Source organism: Lactobacillus johnsonii ATCC 33200, assembly GCF_000159355.1.
In the GTDB taxonomy this organism is placed as follows: Bacteria; Bacillota; Bacilli; order Lactobacillales; family Lactobacillaceae; genus Lactobacillus; species Lactobacillus johnsonii.
In genome coordinates this window covers 700,090-720,733 of record NZ_GG670120.1, presented here as the reverse complement: position 1 = coordinate 720,733, position 20,644 = coordinate 700,090, and the positions used below count along the sequence as shown (strand labels likewise).

The following is a 20,644-nucleotide window of genomic DNA, read 5'->3' as shown; positions in this document are numbered from 1 at the left end:
AGTCTAATGGCAGCACAAATTGATTTGAAAAATATTACCGTTCAATTTGGACAGAATAAAGCAGTTAACGATGTAAGTTTAGAAATAAACAAGGGTGACATTTACGGTGTAATTGGATTTTCAGGGGCAGGCAAGTCTACTTTGGTTAGAACAATTAACTTGTTACAATATCCTTCTGCCGGCTCAGTAGAAGTGAATGGAACAGTGTTGTTTAAAGACAATAAATTACAAATTAGTAAGAAGCAACTTCAAGAAAAAAGACGTAAAATTGGGATGATTTTTCAAAATTTCAACCTATTGAACGAAGAACCTGTTATTGAAAATGTTGCTTTTGCGCTGCAACATAGTCGCTTATCTGATCAGGAATTGGAGGAAAAATCTCTTCATTTGTTAGAATTAGTTGGCTTAAAAGATAAGGCAGATTTTTATCCGGCTCAGTTATCTGGAGGTCAGCAACAGCGTGTAGCTATTGCGCGTGCCCTGGCCAATGATCCTGATATTTTGATTTCTGATGAGGCAACGAGTGCCCTTGATCCAAAAACTACTAATCAAATCTTAGATTTATTATATGATCTAAATAAAAAATTAGGCCTAACTGTTGTTTTAATTACCCATGAAATGGATGCTGTAAAACGTGTAGCAAATAAAATTGCAGTAATGGAAAAGGGAAAAGTAATCGAAAAAGGTGAGTTGAGAGAGGTCTTCTTACATCCTCAAAAGCAACTTACGCGTCAATTTGTGGGTGGGGCTTTGCAGGCTCAACATATTTTGAATACTTATAACTTTGATAAATTAGCCGAGAACGCAGAATTGTATCAATTAGTTTATAGCATCAATGATGTAACTAAATCAGTTGTGGCTGATTTAGATGTTTCATTGAATACAAAAGCAAGTATTTTATATGGAAATGTAGAAGTTCTAAGTGGTGAACCAATAGGAACACTTGCAATTTTATTGAATTTAGATGAATTAAAGCAAAAAGAAGCTATTAAATTCTTGGAGAGTAAAAATGTTGTAGTAACGAAGTTAGATAAAGGAGTGCTGACTAATGATTAGTTTTTTCACTAAAAACTTTCCTAATGTAGTAGCCCTAGGTTGGAGCGGAGATGCTGGTTGGGGAACAGCTATTTTCCAAACCTTATTTATGACTTTTTGGTCAGCTATTTTTGGGGGAATTCTAGGTTTAATTTTTGGCTTATTATTAGTTTTAACAAAACCAAAAGGAATTTTAGCTAATAAAATAGTTTATTGGATTGTTGATAAAATCATATCGATTTTTAGAGCTGTGCCATTTATTATTTTGCTAGCATTTGTTGCTCCAGTCACCCAAAAAATTGTTGGAACTCAAATTGGGATGAAAGCAGCTTTAGTACCATTAACTTTAGGTGTGTTCCCATTTTTTGCTAGACAAGTTCAAGTTGCACTTGAAAGTGTAGATAAAGGAAAGATTGAAGCTGCAGAAGCATTAGGTGCTTCAACCAAAGATATTATTTTTGACGTATATTTAAGAGAAAGTAGATCTGAATTAACTCGAGTTTCAACAGTGACTTTGATTAGTTTAATTGGATTAACTGCAATGGCAGGAGCTGTTGGTGCTGGTGGCTTAGGTAATACAGCCATTTCATATGGATACAATAGATTTAATAATGATGTGACTTTGGTAGCAACTTTATTAGTTTTATTATTGGTATTGATTGTTCAAGTGATTGGAGACCTAGTTGCTAAAAAGTTGAATCATCAAGAACGATAAGAGTATAGCATTGAAAAAGTATTTTTAGTATAATTTAATACAATTATATTAGCGAAGAATTATATTCTCCGCTTTTTGTATGCCCTTTCATTTAAATGTAGCTTATAATGAAGATGATGAAAACGGAGGACAAAAATATGGTGAAAAAAGGTTATCGTGTTGAAAGTGATACATTAGGTCCAGTAGAAATTCCTGAAAAGGCATTGTGGGGTCCACAAACACAAAGAAGTAAGGATAATTTCCATACTGGAGCGTTAATGCCAATTGGTATTATTCGTGCACTTCTTCAAATAAAGCTAGCTGCTGCTCAAGCTAATATTGAAGCAGGAACTGAAACGGAAGAAAAGGGACGTGCCATTATTGAAGCAATTCATCAGCTACTTGATTTAAACAATGAAGAATTGCAACCATATTTTCCATTGCATGTCTATCAAACTGGATCAGGTACCCAAACTAATATGAATGTTAATGAAGTGGTGGCTAATCTTGCTAATAAAAATCATCCCGGTTTAGATATTTTACCTAATGATGACGTGAACATGGGACAATCATCAAATGATACTTTTCCAACTGCAATGAATTTAGTTGCAACACAAGCGTTAGACGACTTAAAACCTTCTATTAAACACTTGATTAAAGAGCTAAAAGTGAAACAAGATGAGTATTGGACAACGGTTAAAGTAGGAAGAACCCACTTGCAAGATGCGGTTCCATTGACTTTTGGTCAGGAACTATCAGGCTATATTTCTGCTCTTAATCATGATTTATCCTACATTGACGAGTTAGAAGAAACACTTTATGAATTACCAATTGGAGGAACTGCTGTTGGCACTGGACTTAATGCAGCTCCTGGTATGGCAGAAGATATCGCTGAGCGTTTATCAAGAAAGTATGGACATAATTTTAAAGTTGATACAAATAAATTCTTCGGTTTAGCAAATCACTCGGGCTTAAATGTTGTGCATGGTGCTTTAAAAGCTTTGGCATCTGATATGTTCAAAATTGCTCAAGATATTCGTTTCTTAGGATCTGGCCCAAGGGCTGGTTTAGGAGAACTTAATTTACCTGCAAACGAACCTGGTTCATCAATTATGCCAGGTAAAGTAAATCCGACTCAAGCAGAAGCTGTTACCATGGCATGTTTGAGAGTCTTTGGAAATGATACAACTATTACTATGGCTGCATCTCAAGGAAACTTTGAAATGAATGTCTTTAAGCCAGTGATGATTGCAGCATTTTTAGAGTCTGCCAATGTTTTATCTGGAACTATTTCTGGCTTTGCAGATAAGATGATTCATGGTATGACTGTTAATAAAGAAAGAATGGCTAAGGATGTAGCAAATTCATTAATGACAGTTACTGCACTTTCACCACATATTGGTTACCATGAAGCTGCTACTATTGCACAGACTGCAGCTAAAAATAATACGACTTTGCGTACAGCAGCTTTAAAGAGCGGCTTAGTTACTAAAGAACAATATGATAAGTGGATGAAACCAATTACCATGACTAATGCAATGAATACTAAGCCAATTGATGATTAAAAGAAGGAATAAGAATGGGATATAAATTTCCAACACAGACAGTAGATAAGTTACAAAAAGGATATGATGCCATTATTGTCGGAAGCGGTGGTACAGGATTAGCCGCAGCTATTCAAGCACAGCAATATGGTTTGAATGTTGCAATTTTAGAAAAGAATGGCTTTTTAGGTGGAAACACTATGAGAGCTAGTTCTGGTATGAATGCTGCTGAAAGTATTGTTCAAGCTCGTTTAGGTGTAAACGATAGTATGCAAAAATTTTATGATGAGACGCTAAAAGGTGGCGGCTACATGAATGACCGTGAAATGCTACATTATTTTGTCGAGCATGCACCTTTGGCTATTGCGTGGCTTGAAGACTTAGGAATTAAAGTAGATGATTTAACAATTACAGGTGGTATGTCCAAAAAACGTACACACCGTCCATCTTCAATGGCACCAATTGGCGCATTTTTAGTTAATAATTTACTTAAAATTGCTGATGAAAATAATATTCCAATTTTTACTGATGCTAAGGTGACTAAATTATTACAAGATGACAACAAGAAAATTACTGGAGTAGAAGTTAATAATGATCGGCAAGTAAAAGCTAAAGCAGTTTTACTTGCTACTGGTGGTTTTGGTGCTTCTAAAGATTTAATCGCTAAGTATCGACCAGATTTGCGTAACTATAAGACAACTAATCAACCTGGTGCGACTGGAGACGGCTTAAAATTAGCTAATAAAGTGGGAGCACAACTTGAGCAATTAGAGTTAGTTCAAGTTCACCCTACAGTTCAACAAGATACAGATCATGCGTATTTAATTGGTGAAGCAGTACGCGGTGAAGGGGCTATTTTAGTTGATCATCAAGGTAAGAGATTTGTTAATGAATTGAATACGCGAAAGATCGTATCAAATGCAATTACCCAAACTCCAGAACATTCTGCATATTTGATCTTTGACCAAGGAGTTAGGGATAGGGTTAAGGCAATTGAATTTTATGATTCAATTAATTTAGTTGTTCATGGAAACACTATTGAAGAATTAGCTGAAAACATTAAAGTACCCGTTTCCAACCTTGAAGAAACACTTAAAAATTGGAATAAAGCAGTAGCAAATAATGATGATACAAAATTTGGCCGTACTACCGGAATGGCTGAGTTAGACCATGCACCATATTATGCAATCCATATTGCACCTGCAATCCATTACACAATGGGTGGAATTCATGTGGCCCCTGATACCCGTGTCTATGATACTAACGGAAACTTTATTTCTGGTTTATATGCTGCTGGTGAAGTTAGTGGTGGCTTACACGGTAACAATCGAATTGGTGGTAATTCGATTGCTGAAACAATTATTTTTGGTCGTGAAGCTGGAAAAGCAATGGCAGATTTAATTAAATAAAGCGCTTTCAATAGAAAGGCTATTTGTGTATACTTAAAGTGTAGAACTTAAGCTTTCATTTAAAGGAGTATATATAAAAATGAGTCGTAGAAAAGTATTTTTAGTTGGTGACGGCCGTGTTGGTTCAACCTTTGCAAATGACTTATTGCAAAATGTTAGAATTGATGAATTGGTAATTTGTGATGTAGTCAAAAAAATTACTGAAGGGGATGCTTTAGATTTAGAAGACTTAGCCCCATTTGTTGGTCAATGCACTGTTAAGAGTGGAGATTATAGTGATGCAAAAGATGCCGATATTGCTGTAATTACTGCCGGAGCTGCAAGAAAACCTGGAATGACTAGACTAGATTTGGTAAAAACTAATGTTAAAATTTTAGAATCAATCATAAAACCAATTGTAGAATCTGGTTTTAACGGTATTTTTGTCGTTTCTGCTAATCCAGTAGATATTTTAACTACTTTAACTCAAAAGTTATCTGGTTTTCCTAAGAATAAAGTTATCGGAACCGGTACATCCCTTGATACAGCTCGCTTGCGTGTAGCTTTATCCCATAAGACTGGTGTTAATGTGGATCATATTGATGCTTATGTTTTAGGTGAACATGGTGATACATCTTTTGAAAACTTTGATGAAGCAATTATTGATCATAAGCCTCTTCGTTCTTATAAGGAATTAGATGAAGAAACATTGGTTGAATTAGAGACTGATGTTCGTAAAAAGGGTGGTAAGATCATTGCTAATAAGGGAGCAACTTTTTATGGCGTTGCAATGTGCTTAACACAAATCTGTAAGGCAATCTTAGAAAATAAAGCTCTAGTGATGCCCCTATCTGCACCAATGACTGGAGAATATGGTATTCATGATCTTTACCTAGGAAGCCCAGCTGTAGTTACTGCTAATGGAATTAGTGACGTGATTGAGCTTCACTTATCAGAAGATGAAAAGAAGAAAATGGCTTATTCAGCAGCTAAGATGAAGGAAGTTGTTGACGGAATTAACCTTTAAACAATAATTTTAATAATTAAAAGCGTCTTGTACTTAAGTTGAGAGTGCAAGACGTTTTTTGTGTGATAAAATTTTAAAGGTATGATATTTAATCAAAGTTTGGGGACTATGAAAGTGAATAGTAAAGAAAGTAAGAATGAACGTGTAAATCAGCTCCATCATAAACATACTTTGTCGCATCATCATCATATGCGAATTCGGTGGCAGGATTTTTTTACTAGTGATAATATTACACCTGCTAAAAATGCGACTTTGGCCGAACGATCGGTAATTGTAGGGCATATTGGGATGATGCTTCTCTCTTGTGGGACCGGAGCGTGGCGTGTAAGATCAGCGATGAATACAATTGCTCGCTGTTTAGATATGACATGCAGCACGGATATTGGACTTGTTTCAATTGAATATACTTGTGTTGATGCGGATGGTAAGAGCTATACTCAAGCTCTAAGCTTACCATCAACAGGAGTGAATACGACTAAGTTGGACCGTATGGAAAACTTTGTTAGTCAGTTTAAAAAAGATAACGGAAATTGGACGATTGGGCAAATTCATAACCGATTAGAAGAAATTTCGACAATGAAATCGCAATATGCTCCGTGGCAAGTTGGACTGGCTGCTGGTCTTGCATGTGCAGGATTTATTTTTTTACTAGGTGGCGGAATTTTTGAAGTTATTTGTGCTTTTTTGGGTGCGGGTTGCGGAAATTATATTCGTCGAAAAATGATTGATCGACATTTAACTATTTTAGCTAACATTACAGTAGCAGTTGCTGTAGCCTGCGCGGTATATGTGGGTAGTTTTTACTTAATTAGACTATTTTATCAAGTTAGCCTTCATCATTTAGATGGATACATTGGAGCCATGCTCTTTGTGATTCCAGGTTTTCCATTTATTACATCTGGACTGGATATTTCTAAGCTTGATATGAGATCAGGATTAGAGAGAATGGCTTATGCAATAATGATTATTGTTGTTGCAACTGCAGTTGGTTGGGTAATGGCTTTGATCTTAAACCTGCATCCACAAAACTTTGAGAAATTAGGACTAACACCATTAGTTTTAACTCTTTTAAGATTAGTTGCTAGTTTTTGCGGAGTTTTTGGCTTTTCAATTATGTTTAACTCTAAGATCCCGATGGCAACTGTTGCAGGGATTTCCGGAGCTATAGCAAATACTTTGCGCTTGAGTTTAGTTGATTGGTCAAATGTTCCATCAGCTGTGGCTGCTTTTATCGGAGCCTTTGTTGCGGGAATGTTAGCTTCAATTATTAGACGCAAAACCGGTTTTCCGAGAATTGCTATTACGGTGCCGTCAATTGTAATTATGGTACCTGGATTATATATGTACCGAGCTATGTTTAACTTAGGATTAACCTCATTGAATGCAGGAGCCTTTTGGATGGTTCAAGCTTTAATGATTGTAATTTGTTTACCATTAGGTTTAATTGCAGCTCGTATTTTAATGGATAAAGATTGGCGGCATGCCGGATAGATTTTTATTAAAAAGTTGTCATGGAATTTAAACTATGACAACTTTTTTCGTATAATTAATAAAACAAGAGAATTAAAGAGTGAGTGAAAAATGCAAAAGAAAATATTATTGCTTTCAACGGGTGGAACAATTGCGTCAGTTGTTTCAGAAGCTGGGTTAGTGCCTAAAGAATCTGGTGAGCAATTAATCAATATGTTAGGGGAACTACCTTATGATATTACTGTCGAGGATATTCTCCAACTTGATTCATCTAATATTCAGCCTGAAGAATGGAAATTGATTGCTGAAAAAATTTATGAAAATCGAAATAAGTATGATGGAATTGTAGTATCTCACGGTACTGATACCATGGCCTATACAGCATCCATGCTTTCTTTTATGCTGCAAAATATTAATATTCCAGTTGTTTTAACTGGAAGTCAGGTTCCAATTAATGTAGTGCTGAGTGATGCACCCGATAATTTGAAATTAGCCTTTGCGGCAGCTGCTAGTTGTCATCCTAATATTTATTTAGCCTTTGATAGAAAAGTGATGCTGGGATGCAGAAGCGTTAAAGTGAGAACAATTAATTTTGATGCTTTTGAAAGTGTTAATGTACCGCCAGTGGCTCGGGTAACATCTGATGGTTTGGTATTTTCTAAACAAAAATTACCTAAAAACACAAAAGAAACAACTTTAAACACTAATATTAATCCTCATGTTTCTTTAGTTAAACTATTCCCTGGTTTTGATCCGAATTTGCTATTTGCAATGGTCGAAAGTGGATGTCAAGGAATTGTAATTGAAGCGTATGGTTTAGGCGGGATGAATTACATCCGAAGAAATATGGTAGCTGCAATTGGAAAGTTGATTAGAAGAGGAATACCGATTATTGCGACGAGTCAATGCTTATATGAGCGAAGTGATCTTACAAAATATGAAGTTGGGAGAGAAGCATTGCTTGAAGGAGCGATTAGTGCTCGGGATATGACTTCAGAGAGTGCGATTACTAAACTGATGTGGGGATTAGGCCAAAACTGGGATTTTCACCAGATTTCTGATTTTTTTAATACTGATGTAGCTGGTGAGGTAACGATTGAAAAAGACGACAATTTACAGATAGATTAATTTTTTAAGGATGCAAATGAAGGAAAACTTTAAACAACCAATTGGCTTAACACAGGTAGAAGTTGAGCAAAGAATTAAAGAGGGAAAAGTTAACCGAGCTGTTAATGATCAGGCTAAGACTACCTGGCAAATAATTAAAGAAAATACATTTACGTATTTTAACTTGATATTTTTAGTATTAGCGATCTTGTTAGTGATCGTTGGAGAATACAAGGATTTAACATTCTTACCAGTTATTATCGCAAATATGATAATTGGGATTGTCCAAGAATTACGTGCAAAAAGTGTTTTAGACAAGTTAAATGTTATGAATACAACAAAAATAGCCGTAATTCGTGATCAAGAAGAAAAAATTGTGCCAATCGAAGATCTAGTTTTAGGGGATGTAATTGTACTTGAAACAGGGGATCAAATTCCTGCTGATGGGCAAGTTATTTCTGGAACATTACGAGTAAATGAAGCATTGCTAACTGGTGAAGCCGATGAAATAGAGAAAGATGTTGGCGCAGAGTTAATGTCTGGAAGCTTTGTAGTTGCAGGAAAAGCCTATGCGCGGCTTGAAAAGATTGGTAAGAATTCTTATGTTTCTAAGCTAACTTTAGAAGCTAAAGCGATGAATTCAAAAGAGGGCTCTGAAATGGTGCGCTCAATTAATCGATTGATTAAATGGATTGGAATCATCATTATCCCATGTGGAATTGCTCTCTTCATTGTTGCCCGTTATGTAAATCATTTAAATTTAGCGGACAGTATTGTCTCAATGGAAGCAGCAATTATTGGAATGATTCCTGAAGGTCTGTATTTATTAACTACAATTGCTTTGGCATTAGCAGCTATGCGTTTAGCGCGTTCCCAAGTTATGCTTCATGATATGAAAAGTGTTGAAACATTAGCTCGGGTTAATGTGCTATGTGTTGATAAGACTGGAACAATTACTGAACCTAAAATGGAAGTAGAGGAAGTTATTCCAGTTAGTGTTACTAAAGAAGAGTTGAGCAAAGAAATTTCTATTTTTGCCCAAAATATGCCGTACGATAATGCGACTATCAAAGCTGTCGCAAAAGCATTTAATCAGAAATTTAATATTCAGGCTACGCAAATTATCCCGTTTACTTCGGTAAATAAATATAGTGGGGCAGTTATTAAGAACAACACTTTATTAATGGGTGCGCCTGAGTTTGTATTGCGGGATCAATTTAAAAATTACGAAAAAGAAATAAATCAATATACCCGACAAGGATATCGTGTTTTAGTTTTTGGAAAATATCCGCATGCACTAAGGGATGAAAAGGAAAAATTAGTAGAGCCTGTTGAGCTATTAGGATATATTTTAATTTCTAATCCAATCCGTAAAGAAGCAAAAAGTACTTTTGAATATTTTGATCGTCAAGGGGTAAATATCAAGGTGATCTCTGGAGATAACCCTTTAACGGTAGCACGCGTTGCAAAGCAGGCCGGTATTCGGGATGCAGATAAGTTGATTGATGCAACCGAAATCGGTGAAGACGACTATGAAGAAGTTGTTAAAAAATATAACGTTTTTGGACGTGTTAAGCCTGATCAAAAGAAAAAGTTAATTAAAGCTCTTCAAAAAAATGGTAATACTGTTGCCATGACCGGAGATGGTGTTAACGACATTTTAGCAATGAAGACAGCAGATTGTTCAATTGCTATGGCGTCAGGCAATAGTGCTGCTGTTCAAGCATCCCAAGTTGTTTTATTAGATTCTGATTTTGCTAGAATGCCAAAAGTTGTAGATGAAGGTAGAAAAGTAGTTAATAACATTGAAAGATCAGCTAGTTTGTTCTTGGTAAAGAATATCTTTTCATTTTTAATGGCTATCTTTTCTCTTGCCTTTGCAATGTCTTATCCATTGCGTCCGGCTCAAATAGCCTTAATTTCAGCATTTACTATTGGTCTACCATCATTCTTATTAGCTCTTGAAAATAATTACAACCGTATTCGCGGAAAATTTATTCCTAATGTATTGTCAAGGGCAATTCCTGGTGGAATTACAGATATGCTCGCGGTCTCAATTTTGGTAGTGGCAGATATGGTTTTAGAATTAGGAAGATCAGAAGTAGCTACAACGGCTACGATGTTATTAGTCGCAGTAGGAATGATGGTGCTATACCATATTTCTAGACCACTAAATAAATTTAGGTGGACTGTTTTAGGTGGATCCTTTTTAGCATTAGTTTTATCTATTATTTTCTTCCATAATTTATTTGCACTTTCACGTATCTCTGCAACTGCTGTTTTCTTATTGTTAGTTCTATTCTTTGCAGAAATTACTATATTTAGATTATTAAGTAAGTTTGCTGATGGTGTTAGAGAAGTATTAGTTGTATATGATCAAAAGGGTAAAGATTTAACTATTAATGACATCAAACAAGCCTATCGCAAGGGAAGAAATATGGTAAATATGTCAGTTCCTGAAGAATAAAAGTGGTAAATAAGTATTTTTTTCGACTTGTTGAATGATACAATTAAACAGTTGAGACAATACTTATCAGAGGTAAGAAATGAAAAATCATAGTGTAGAAAAATATAAAAATAAAATAATAGATTATCTTATTCCGATAATTTTGAGTCTAGTAATTGCAACTGTTTTAATTTGGACCGAATTGACTACTCGATCTGGTCTTACTTTAGACGACACTGCTTTTCACTTTCATCGTTTTTATGATACTTACCAGCAAATACAGAATCATAACTTCTCTTACTTTCAAATGAATTATGGAATGGGTGAGAGTGGGCGAATAGTCAATGCTTTATATGGCCCATTCTTTGCTTATTTAATGGGAAGTTTACTTTTATTTTGTAGTTCTTGGCTTCGTTTTCAAATTCTTATAACCTATCTGATTTTTCTGGTTGGTGGTCTGGGAATCTATCGTTTAAGTCGAAAGGTTAAAATATCGCAAGTTGTTTCTTCAATAGTTACGGCCCTATTTTTAACTACTGGTTATATTGCATATTGGCTGAGATCCAATGCTTTCAACTCGTGGGGTGCCGTTTTAATACCATTCGTATTGATCCAAGGAATTAACCTGCTGAATAATCATAAAACTCGATTTAGCTGGATTAGTCTTGGAATTGTAATGGCAATTGTAGCTCAGATTCATTTGCTAAGCACTTTCTTCTCCATTCTTGCCTTGATTCCTTTCTTTATTTACGGATTAGTTTTGAGTGAAAATAAGCGTCAGATGTGGATTGATGTCTTTAAAGCTGTTGGCTTATTCATTGTGTTAACAGCAAACGTATGGGGTGCATTTTTACTGCTCTATCCAACTAATCAAATGGCATCTCCGATCGATTACTCACCGGTTTTGACCGCTGTTAATCTATCTGTTGCTGGTACTTCAACAATGTGGACGTCAATCACTGAAGTCACATTGCTCCTATTTATTGTTCAACTAATTTATGTAATCTTTAACTTTAAGTCTTCTAAATTAAATACTTTTGTTACCTTAGAAGGAATAGTCTTTCTATATTTAAGTTCTAATTTGTTTCCATGGCAATTTGTGAAGGACACCCTACCAGCAGTAACTGGGTATTTGCAGTTTCCTAACCGGTTTACTGTCGTAGCATATCCTTTGCTATTTCTTGGAATTGGCTTAACACTGAATGAATTAATTAAGAGTCATGGAAAAAAACTTGGAATGATTGCGAGTGCATTAGCAATTGTAGTAGTGCTATTCAATGTTAGAGCCGACTTTAATGAGATTAATAATAATATTACTTACAACAAAGAAATTACTAGCAATGCTAAGGAGATGAAGGAAAAGGGATTAGCTCTATATATCAATAAAGTGGAAATTAATAGTCCTGATTATCTACCAGTAAGAAAGAAGATCAAATCAAGTGATATTACTGGTATGTTAATGAGTATGTCTCCACAAAAAAATAATTTTGAGCAAAAGGCTCTTTCAAATGGACGGTTAGAGCTCACTTGGAAAGACTCAACTTCTAAAGTAACTACACTTCCGATTTTTATTTATAAACAATCTGAGTTAAGTTTAAATAATAAAGTAATAAAACCAAAAGTGAATGAAATAGGGATGCCACAAGTTCAGTCAAGAAAAGGAAAGAATACAGCAATTCTTTCATTCAAGACCCCAATTTGGTTTATAATTTTACTCTATATTTCAATCCTTAGTTGGGTACTATTAATAATTTACGGTGTGTTTAGATGGGTAAAAATAATTAAAAAGTAGTTAAAAAAGCTTCTCAAAACTAGAATTATTTTTCTAGTCATGAGAAGCTTTTTACTTAATCTTATTACTCTAATAAATCAACGAAAGAGGCATTAGTGACTTTTTGTAAATCATCAGGATTGATCATGATACTTCTACCAACTTCACCACTTGAAACAGCAATTTGATCATGGTCTTTCATACTGCTATCTAAATAGATAGGAAAATTATGCTTTTGGTAAATTCCAATTGGAGTGTTGGCCCCATGAACATAACCGGTAGTTGCGACTAACTTCTTAAGTGGAAGTAATTCACATTTTTTGTTACCAGAAGCTTTAGCAAGTTTTTTCATACTTAAGTGCTCAGTAACAGGAACAACTCCAACTACAGGACTATTTTTATTTCCTTCACATACCAAGGTTTTGTAGACCAAAGCCTCTTCATCGTCTAAAATGGAAGTATCCATTTGTTTAACATTGCCTTTTTGAACTGTGGCGAATTGTAATTGTTTATATGGAATCTTTTGTTGGTCGAGCATCTTCTCAATCAACGTTTTATTAAGTTTTTTCTTTTTATTTTTTTTCGACATTTTTCTCACCTTTTAATATCATAAACGTGAGAATTTAACATGTCAAAAGGGGACAAGATTAGTGAAATTATTAGCGATAAAAGTTGAATGTAGTCATGAATTAGAAGATGGATTAAGTTTTTTCATGCAAGATGAACTGGATGCACAGGGAATTGAAAGTCGTAAGCGTAGCGACTTTGTTTTAGAAGGTCAAAAACATGATAGTAGTTTAGTTGAACTAGATGATATTGAAAACCTACCTGAAGATTTAGAATTAACAGCATATTTTGATTATGAAAATGCTGATAAAAAGGAGCTAGTTCAAAAAATTACTGATAAAATAGCTGAAATGAAGGGTTATGGCTTAGATGCTGGCAACGTTTCAATTAGCACTAAGGAAGTGGCTGATGAAGATTGGAATACAGCTTGGCAAAAATACTATCATGTGATTGATTTCTCAAGACATTTAGCTATTGTTCCTGAATGGGAAGACTATCAACCGGCTTTCTCTGATCAACAACTGATTCGTTTAGATCCAGGACTTGCCTTTGGTACTGGTGGGCATACGACAACACAGTTAGTTTTGCTTGCTATGGAACGTGCTTTAGTTAAGCCGATGTCTGTTTTAGATGTTGGTACAGGCTCTGGTATTTTGGCAATTGCTGCAAGTAAGTTAGGAGCAAGCCATGTATTAGGAACTGATATTTCTGATGAAGCTGTTACTGCCGCTAAAGAAAATATTGCCTTAAATAATATTGATAATATTGATGTGCGTAAGGCTAATTTGTTAAAAGATATTAATGAAAAATATGATCTAATCGTGGCAAATATTTTGGCTGATATTCTGTTAGAATTAATTCCGGATCTAGATAATCATTTGAATGAAAATGGTAAAATTATTTTTTCAGGAATTGATTATTTACAACTTCCTAAGATAGAGAAGGCGCTAGAAGAGAATAATTTTGTAATTAAAATGAAAATGCAAGAAGGCCGCTGGATTGGACTATTAATTGCTAGAAAACCAAATTAAAAATATTAATTAAAAGAAAAGGTAAGCGAAAAATGAAGAAAAATAGTGAAGAAAAGAAAAATTTTAATTTTAAGGCTTCATGGAGTAAAATAAATGAAAAATCATTTATGCCTCTTATTTGGTTAACTTTATTAGGAGTAATTGTTTGGATTATCTGTCCACTCGTTCATCTAAGTCGAGTTTGGCGAATTGGACTAGTTTTCTTTATTTTTAATACTTATTTAAGCTACCAAATTGGTCGTATTATGCAAATTAGAAAGTTGAGCTATTGGTGGCTACTTCTTTTTCCGGTAGTTTTTGCTATTGCAGTTTTAATTCACTTTGCTAAATATAACTTCTTATTGTGCTTAGTATATTTAAGTTTTGAATTATTTGGTTTATGGCATGATGATTTTTACAAAGAAAAGAAATAAAGAATAGGTGATGCGTTATGTCAAAATATCATGAAATGACTCATGAAGAAGTTCTTGCTGAATGTAAGAAATATATGAATGATGAACACTTAGCTTTTGTTGAATCAGCATATGAATTTGCTAAGAAAGCACATGAGGGTCAATTCAGAGTTTCCGGGCAACCTTATATCATTCATCCCACTCAAGTTGCTGGAACATTGGCAACTTTACGTTTAGATCCTGATACAGTAGCGGCCGGATATTTACATGATACGGTTGAAGATACACCTGTAACTAACGATGATATCAAAGAAAAATTTGGTAAGGACGTTGCATTTATTGTTGATGGTGTGACTAAATTAAGTAAGATTCAATATAAATCTAAGAGCCATGAAGAATACTTGGCTGATAATCACCGTAAGATGTTAATTGCGATGGCTAAAGATTTACGGGTAATCATGGTTAAATTGGCCGACCGTTTACATAATATGCATACTTTAGACCATTTGCGCCCAGATAAACAAAGAAGAATTGCAGACGAAACTTTAGATATCTATGCTCCTCTTGCTGATCGTTTGGGTATTGGAACGATTAAGTGGGAACTTGAAGATATGAGTTTACATTATCTCAACCCACAACAATATTATCGGATTGTTAATTTAATGCAGTCTAAGCGAAGTGAGCGTGAAGGATATATTGCTGATGCAATTTCGACTTTGAAGCAAACTTTAGATAGCTTAGGCATTAAGTATGAGATTTATGGTCGGCCAAAACATATTTATTCAATTTATAAAAAAATGGTTAATAAGCACAAAGACTTTAGTGAAATTTATGACTTATTAGCTGTTCGAGTAATAGTTAAATCTGTGAAAGATTGTTACGCTGTTTTAGGTGCAGTTCATACTAAATGGAAGCCAATGCCAGGTCGTTTTAAGGACTATATTGCCGTTCCAAAGGTAAACGGCTATCAATCTCTTCATACTACAATTATTGGACCGGGAGGCAAGCCGCTAGAAATCCAAATTAGAACAGAGGCTATGCACCAAGTTGCTGAATACGGTGTTGCTGCTCACTGGGCATATAAAGAAGGCGTCAAGGGAGAAGTTGAGCAAACAGATGCAAATAAAAAGCTCAACATGTTCCAAGAAATTCTTGAGCTCCAAAATGAGATCAAAGATTCTCATGAATTTATGAAGAGTGTCAAGACTGATATCTTCTCAGATAGGGTATATGTTTTTACTCCCAAAGGCGATGTTTATGAACTTCCTAAAGGATCGGGTCCTTTAGATTTTGCCTACATGATTCATTCAGAAGTTGGGGCCCATTCTGTTGGGGCTAGGATTAATGGTAAAATTGTTCCCCTAGACTACAAATTAAAAACTGGTGACATCGTTGAAATGTTAACTCAGGCATCAGCTCGTCCATCTCGGGACTGGGTGAACTTAGTTAAAACTTCACGTGCTCGTAATAAAATCAAGCGCTTCTTTAAGGCTGAAGATAGAGAAGAAAACATTGAAAAGGGACAAAACATGATTGAACAAGAATTGTCAAATCGTGATTTAGTTCCTAAAGAATTTATGACTAAGGCTGATATCCAGCGGGTTATCGATCATTTCAACTATCACAACGATGAAGAGTTGTTTGCTGCAGTTGGGTATGGTGAAGTTTCTGCGGCAACAGTCGCAAATCGTTTAACTGAAGATTTACGTAAAAAAGCTGAAGATGAAAAGCAACGTCAACTTGAAGAGAAAATCATGAACGCTGGCCAGCAAAGTACTGAAGAAGATAACGATTCAGATGCTCCAGCAGATATTATGCGTGTTAAGCATAATAATGGGGTTATGGTCCAAGGTGTATCGGACTTAATGCTTCATTTAGCTAAGTGTTGTAATCCAGTCCCTGGTGATCCAATTATTGGTTATGTAACTAAAGGACGCGGTGTAACTATTCACCGTGCAGATTGTCCAAATATAACCGAAGAAGCTAAAAAGCAGGGCCGATTGATTGATGTTGCTTGGGAAAATATCGCTAAAGATAAGAATAAAGAGAACTATAATGCTGACATTGAAATTTATGGTTTTAATCGTTCTCGTCTTTTAAGTGATGTAATCAATGCCCTAAATTCTAAGACTAAGAATATTGTCAATATATCTGGAAAAGTAGATAGTAATAACATGGCCCATATTTATGCAACTGTCTCAGTTAGAGATGCAGCTCATTTGGAAGATATTTTAAGTCGAATGAGGGATGTGCCAAATGTTTATGAAGCAAAGAGGTCAATTAATTAATGCGTGTTGTTATTCAAAGAGTAAATAAGGCACAAGTTGCTATTGATAACGAAGTCGTAGGTAAAATTAAGCGTGGTTTTCTTTTATTAGTTGGCTTACGGGATGGCGATGAATTAGAACAAGTTAAAAAAGCAGCTGATAAAATTGCTAAAATGCGTATTTTTGAAGATAAAGATGGTAAAACTAATTTATCTTTGAAAGATGTTAATGGAGAAGTTCTAAGCGTTAGTCAGTTTACCCTGTTAGCTAATACTAAAAAAGGAAATCGACCAAGTTTTGTAGAAGCTATGCGTCCATCTAAGTCAAAACAATTATGGGAAGACTTTAATCATGAACTAGAGGATAAGGGCTTCCATGTTGAGAAAGGCGAATTTGGTGCTGACATGCAGGTTAGTTTAGAAAATGATGGTCCTTTTACAATTGTCTTAGACATTTAAAATATTTAAGTAAGAGCTTACAAAGGTTGACTTTGTTGACTGAAAAATATAAGCTAAAAAGGAATTATCGATGACGAAGAATGTAGATTAGCATGATCTATCTCAGAGACCGCTTGTTTGGTGAAAATAGCGGATAGGTTGCGATCTGTGACACCTTTAGCAGATAATGGATCGTTTCGCGAGCGTTAATCGCAGCAAGCAAAAGGTGGTACCGTGCTAATTTATTGCGCCCTTGACTCAGTTCAAGGGCGCTTTTTTATTAATATATTAAAGGATGATTAAATGAAAGTTCAAAGACCAAAAGGTACAGTCGATATTTTGCCAGGAGAATCTGGTTCATGGGAAAAAGTAGAATCTATCGCTAGGAACTTTTTTAAAAGAGCTAATTACCGTGAGATAAGAACACCTAGTTTTGAAAATTATGAGGTTTTTTCACGTTCTAGTGGTGAAACTTCAGACGTTGTTTCAAAAGAAATGTACGACTTTAACGATAAGGGTGGTCGTCATATTGCATTGCGTCCTGAAGGAACTGCTGGTGTAGTTCGTGCTTATGTAGAAAATAAGCTTTATGGACCAGATGTTGTAAAGCCATTTAGCGTTTACTACATTGACAATACTTTTAGATATGAAAGACCACAAGCCGGTCGTCAACGTGAATTCCACCAGATTGGTGTTGAAAGTTTTGGCTCTGATAGTCCATTAGCAGATGTAGAAACTTTAATGATGGCACATGATTTACTCGCTGAATTAGGTGTTAAAAATTATGAGTTACATATTAACAGTTTAGGTAATGCTCAAGTTCGTGAAGCATATCATGATGCTTTAGTAAATTACTTTACACCAGTTAAAGATCAACTTTCTGAAGATTCACAACGTCGCTTAAGTCAAAATCCATTAAGAATCTTGGATTCAAAAGATGAACGAGATAAGAAGTTTTTACCTAATGCTCCTAAGATTGTTGACTACTTAGATGATGAATCTCGGAAAAGCTTTAAAACAATTACTGATATGTTAGAGCAATTGGGCATTAACTATGTAATGGATGATGATTTAGTTCGTGGTCTTGATTACTACACTGGAATTATTTTTGAGTTCATGGTTGAAGATAAGAATTTATGGGAATCAGCAACGACAATTTTAGGTGGAGGTCGCTACAACCACTTAGTTGAAGAGTTTGATGGACCAGAAACACCTGCAGTTGGTTTTGGTATTGGTGAAGAAAGATTAATGCTTGTATTGAAAGAGCAAAATCCAGACCTTTTCCAAGAAGAAGGAATAGATTTCTTTATTACTAATATTGGTGCAGGAACTGAGTTTAAAGCTGTTGAAGTTGCACGTAGTTTACGTGAACAAGGCTTTAGTGCACAATATGATGTTGACCAAAAGAAGCTTAAGCAACAGTTTAGAAAAGCTGATCGCGTTCATGCAACATTTGTAATTACCTTGGGAGCTAAAGAATTAGAAAATGGCGTTTTAAATATTAAGCGTTTAAGTGATGGTAAAATTATCGATCTTAGCTTAGAAGATATAAATAATATGCAAGATGTTATAAATAAATTGGAGGATTAACATGGAACATATGGACAAAAGAACTGATTACGCTGGTAATATTACTAGCAAATATGAAGGACAAGAAGTAACACTTTATGGTTGGGTTCAACGTGTTCGTAATTTAGGAAACTTAGTTTTTATTGACCTTCGTGACCGTGAAGGAATTGTACAAGTTGTTGTTAACAAAGATTCCGGTGAAAAGTTAATGGAAATTGCTGATTCATTGAATAATGAAGATGTAATTGAAGTAAAGGGAAAAGTAGTTAAGCGTTCAAGTGTAAACCCAGAAATGAAGACTGGTGAAGTTGAAGTAGATGCTACTGAAATTGACGTACTAAACAAATCAAAAGTACCACCATTTGAAATCAAAGATGATATTAATGCGGCAGAACAAACTCGTTTGAAGTACCGCTACCTTGATTTACGTCGTCCAACTCTTCAAAGAGCAATTATTTTACGTTCAAAGATCTTGAAGGCAGTTCACGAATACTTCGATGAACAAGGTTTTATTGATATTGAAACTCCAATTTTAGGTAAATCATCTCCTGAAGGTGCTCGTGACTATTTAGTTCCTTCAAGAATTTACCCAGGTAGTTTCTACGCTTTGCCACAATCACCACAATTATTTAAACAATTATTAATGGGTGCTGGTTTTGATAAGTACTATCAATTAGCTCGTTGTTTCCGTGATGAAGACTTACGTGGTGACCGTCAACCAGAATTTACTCAAATCGATATGGAAACTTCTTTCTTAGATGAACAAGGTGTTCAAGACTATACTGAAGGTCTTTTAAAGAAGATTATGAAAGATGTTATGAACATCGATTTAAAGACTCCAATCAAGCGTATTACTTGGGACGAAGCAATGAATAAGTATGGTTCTGACAAGCCTGATACTCGTTATGAAATGTACCTTCATGATTTAAGCCCAATCTTCAAAGATAGTGACTTTAAGGTATTCTCTGGTGCAATTGCTGATGGTGGTGTAGTTAAAGGTATCGCTGTTAAGAATGGTGCTAAAGAATATTCACGTAAGAAGATTGAAGAAAAACAAGACTACATCAAGCGCTACAATGCTAAAGGTTTAGCTTGGGTTAAATATGAAGATGGCGAATTTTCAGGACCTATTGCTCGTTTCTTAACTGATGAAAACAAAGAAGCCTTGAAGAAAGAATTTGATCTTGAAGGCGGCGAATTAATAGTTATTGTTGCTGACAAGTGGAAGGTGGTTACCGATTCACTTGATCACCTACGTCGTGAATTTGCTCATGAAACTGGTATTATTCCAGAAGGTGTCTTTGACTTTGTATGGGTAGTTGACTGGCCATTGTTTGAGTATGATGAAGGTTTAGGTCGCTGGATTGCTGCTCACCACCCATTCACTATGCCAGATGACGAAGGTATTAAGTTGTTAGATACTGATCCTCATAAAGCTCATGCACGTTCATACGATATTGTTATGAACGGAGATGAAATGGGTGGTGGATCAATCCGTATCCACAAACGTTCAATTCAAGAAAAGATGTTTAAGGCCTTAGGTTTCACTAAGAAGCGTGCTTATGAACAATTTGGTTACTTAATGGATGCTTTAGATATGGGATTCCCACCACATGCTGGTCTTGCTATTGGTCTTGATCGATTAGCTATGATGTTAGCAGGTAAGGACAACATTCGTGACGTTACTGCCTTTCCAAAGAATGCTTCTGCTTCTGAGCCAATGATGCATGCTCCAGCTCCAGTTGCTGATAAGCAATTAACGGATATTGGTATTGAAGTTGAAAAGCAATATGAAGACAGCGTTAAGGAAACAGAACAGCGCCTTGAAAAAGAAGCTCAAGAAGATGCTGATAACAATTCAACTTGGGATGAATAATCTTAGTTAAAAATTTGAGTAAC

16 protein-coding genes are annotated in these 20,644 nt (G+C 35.2%); 15 read left to right on the top strand and 1 reads right to left on the bottom strand.

The window, feature by feature from the left end; genetic code table 11:
- Positions 1 to 6: 6 nt before the first annotated feature.
- The 9 genes from HMPREF0528_RS03420 (at position 7) to HMPREF0528_RS03380 (ending at position 12,503) form a co-directional block, all read left to right on the top strand.
- A complete protein-coding gene (locus HMPREF0528_RS03420) occupies positions 7 to 1,056 on the top strand; it encodes a methionine ABC transporter ATP-binding protein (RefSeq protein WP_004895151.1) in 1,050 nt (349 codons plus the stop codon).
- Positions 1,049 to 1,750 (top strand): methionine ABC transporter permease, encoded by a 702-nt coding sequence (locus HMPREF0528_RS03415; protein WP_004895150.1) that lies wholly within the window; start codon positions 1,049 to 1,051, stop codon positions 1,748 to 1,750. The genes HMPREF0528_RS03420 and HMPREF0528_RS03415 overlap by 8 nt, the downstream gene beginning before the upstream one ends.
- Positions 1,751 to 1,887: 137 nt before the next feature.
- A complete protein-coding gene (locus HMPREF0528_RS03410) occupies positions 1,888 to 3,294 on the top strand; it encodes a class II fumarate hydratase (RefSeq protein ID WP_034525120.1) in 1,407 nt (468 codons plus the stop codon).
- Between the two features lie 14 nt (positions 3,295 to 3,308).
- Positions 3,309 to 4,682 carry a flavocytochrome c gene (locus HMPREF0528_RS03405; protein ID WP_004895147.1) on the top strand — a complete coding sequence of 458 codons (1,374 nt, stop codon included), beginning with the start codon at positions 3,309 to 3,311 and terminating at the stop codon, positions 4,680 to 4,682.
- 79 nt (positions 4,683 to 4,761) lie between these two features.
- Complete coding sequence (locus tag HMPREF0528_RS03400) at positions 4,762 to 5,688, top strand: L-lactate dehydrogenase (RefSeq protein WP_004895145.1); 927 nt, start codon at positions 4,762 to 4,764, stop codon at positions 5,686 to 5,688.
- 108 nt (positions 5,689 to 5,796) lie between these two features.
- The gene (locus tag HMPREF0528_RS03395; RefSeq protein ID WP_117285588.1) at positions 5,797 to 7,179 is read left to right on the top strand and encodes a threonine/serine exporter family protein; all 1,383 of its coding nucleotides are present in this window, start codon (positions 5,797 to 5,799) and stop codon (positions 7,177 to 7,179) included.
- A 90-nt stretch (positions 7,180 to 7,269) separates the two neighbouring features.
- On the top strand, positions 7,270 to 8,286 hold the full coding sequence (locus tag HMPREF0528_RS03390) for an asparaginase (protein ID WP_004895141.1): 1,017 nt from the start codon (positions 7,270 to 7,272) through the stop codon (positions 8,284 to 8,286).
- 16 nt (positions 8,287 to 8,302) lie between these two features.
- Positions 8,303 to 10,732: an HAD-IC family P-type ATPase gene (locus HMPREF0528_RS03385; protein ID WP_034525117.1), complete on the top strand. Its 2,430-nt coding sequence runs from the start codon at positions 8,303 to 8,305 to the stop codon at positions 10,730 to 10,732.
- 79 nt (positions 10,733 to 10,811) lie between these two features.
- Entirely contained in the window at positions 10,812 to 12,503 is a 1,692-nt protein-coding gene (locus HMPREF0528_RS03380) for a putative glycosyltransferase family protein (protein WP_004895138.1), read from the top strand.
- Between the two features lie 64 nt (positions 12,504 to 12,567).
- Here HMPREF0528_RS03380 and ybaK read toward each other — a convergent pair whose 3' ends face one another.
- Positions 12,568 to 13,071, bottom strand: a complete 504-nt coding sequence (gene ybaK / locus HMPREF0528_RS03375; protein ID WP_004895137.1) for a Cys-tRNA(Pro) deacylase — start codon at positions 13,069 to 13,071, stop codon at positions 12,568 to 12,570.
- Between the two features lie 61 nt (positions 13,072 to 13,132).
- Here ybaK and prmA point away from each other — a divergent pair, with 61 nt between their 5' ends.
- From prmA to aspS, 6 genes are all read left to right on the top strand, one after another.
- Positions 13,133 to 14,080, top strand: a complete 948-nt coding sequence (gene prmA / locus HMPREF0528_RS03370) for a 50S ribosomal protein L11 methyltransferase (RefSeq protein ID WP_004895136.1) — start codon at positions 13,133 to 13,135, stop codon at positions 14,078 to 14,080.
- 32 nt (positions 14,081 to 14,112) lie between these two features.
- Positions 14,113 to 14,493, top strand: coding sequence for a hypothetical protein (locus HMPREF0528_RS03365; RefSeq protein ID WP_004895134.1), 381 nt, complete (start codon positions 14,113 to 14,115; stop codon positions 14,491 to 14,493).
- 17 nt (positions 14,494 to 14,510) lie between these two features.
- Entirely contained in the window at positions 14,511 to 16,760 is a 2,250-nt protein-coding gene (locus HMPREF0528_RS03360) for a RelA/SpoT family protein (RefSeq protein ID WP_004895132.1), read from the top strand.
- Positions 16,760 to 17,197 carry a D-aminoacyl-tRNA deacylase gene (dtd, locus tag HMPREF0528_RS03355; protein WP_004895131.1) on the top strand — a complete coding sequence of 146 codons (438 nt, stop codon included), beginning with the start codon at positions 16,760 to 16,762 and terminating at the stop codon, positions 17,195 to 17,197. Before HMPREF0528_RS03360 ends, dtd begins: the two co-directional genes overlap by 1 nt.
- 282 nt (positions 17,198 to 17,479) lie before the next feature.
- Entirely contained in the window at positions 17,480 to 18,766 is a 1,287-nt protein-coding gene (gene hisS / locus HMPREF0528_RS03350; RefSeq protein WP_004895130.1) for a histidine--tRNA ligase, read from the top strand.
- 1 nt (position 18,767) lies between these two features.
- On the top strand, positions 18,768 to 20,621 hold the full coding sequence (gene aspS / locus HMPREF0528_RS03345) for an aspartate--tRNA ligase (protein WP_004895127.1): 1,854 nt from the start codon (positions 18,768 to 18,770) through the stop codon (positions 20,619 to 20,621).
- Positions 20,622 to 20,644 lie beyond the last annotated feature (23 nt).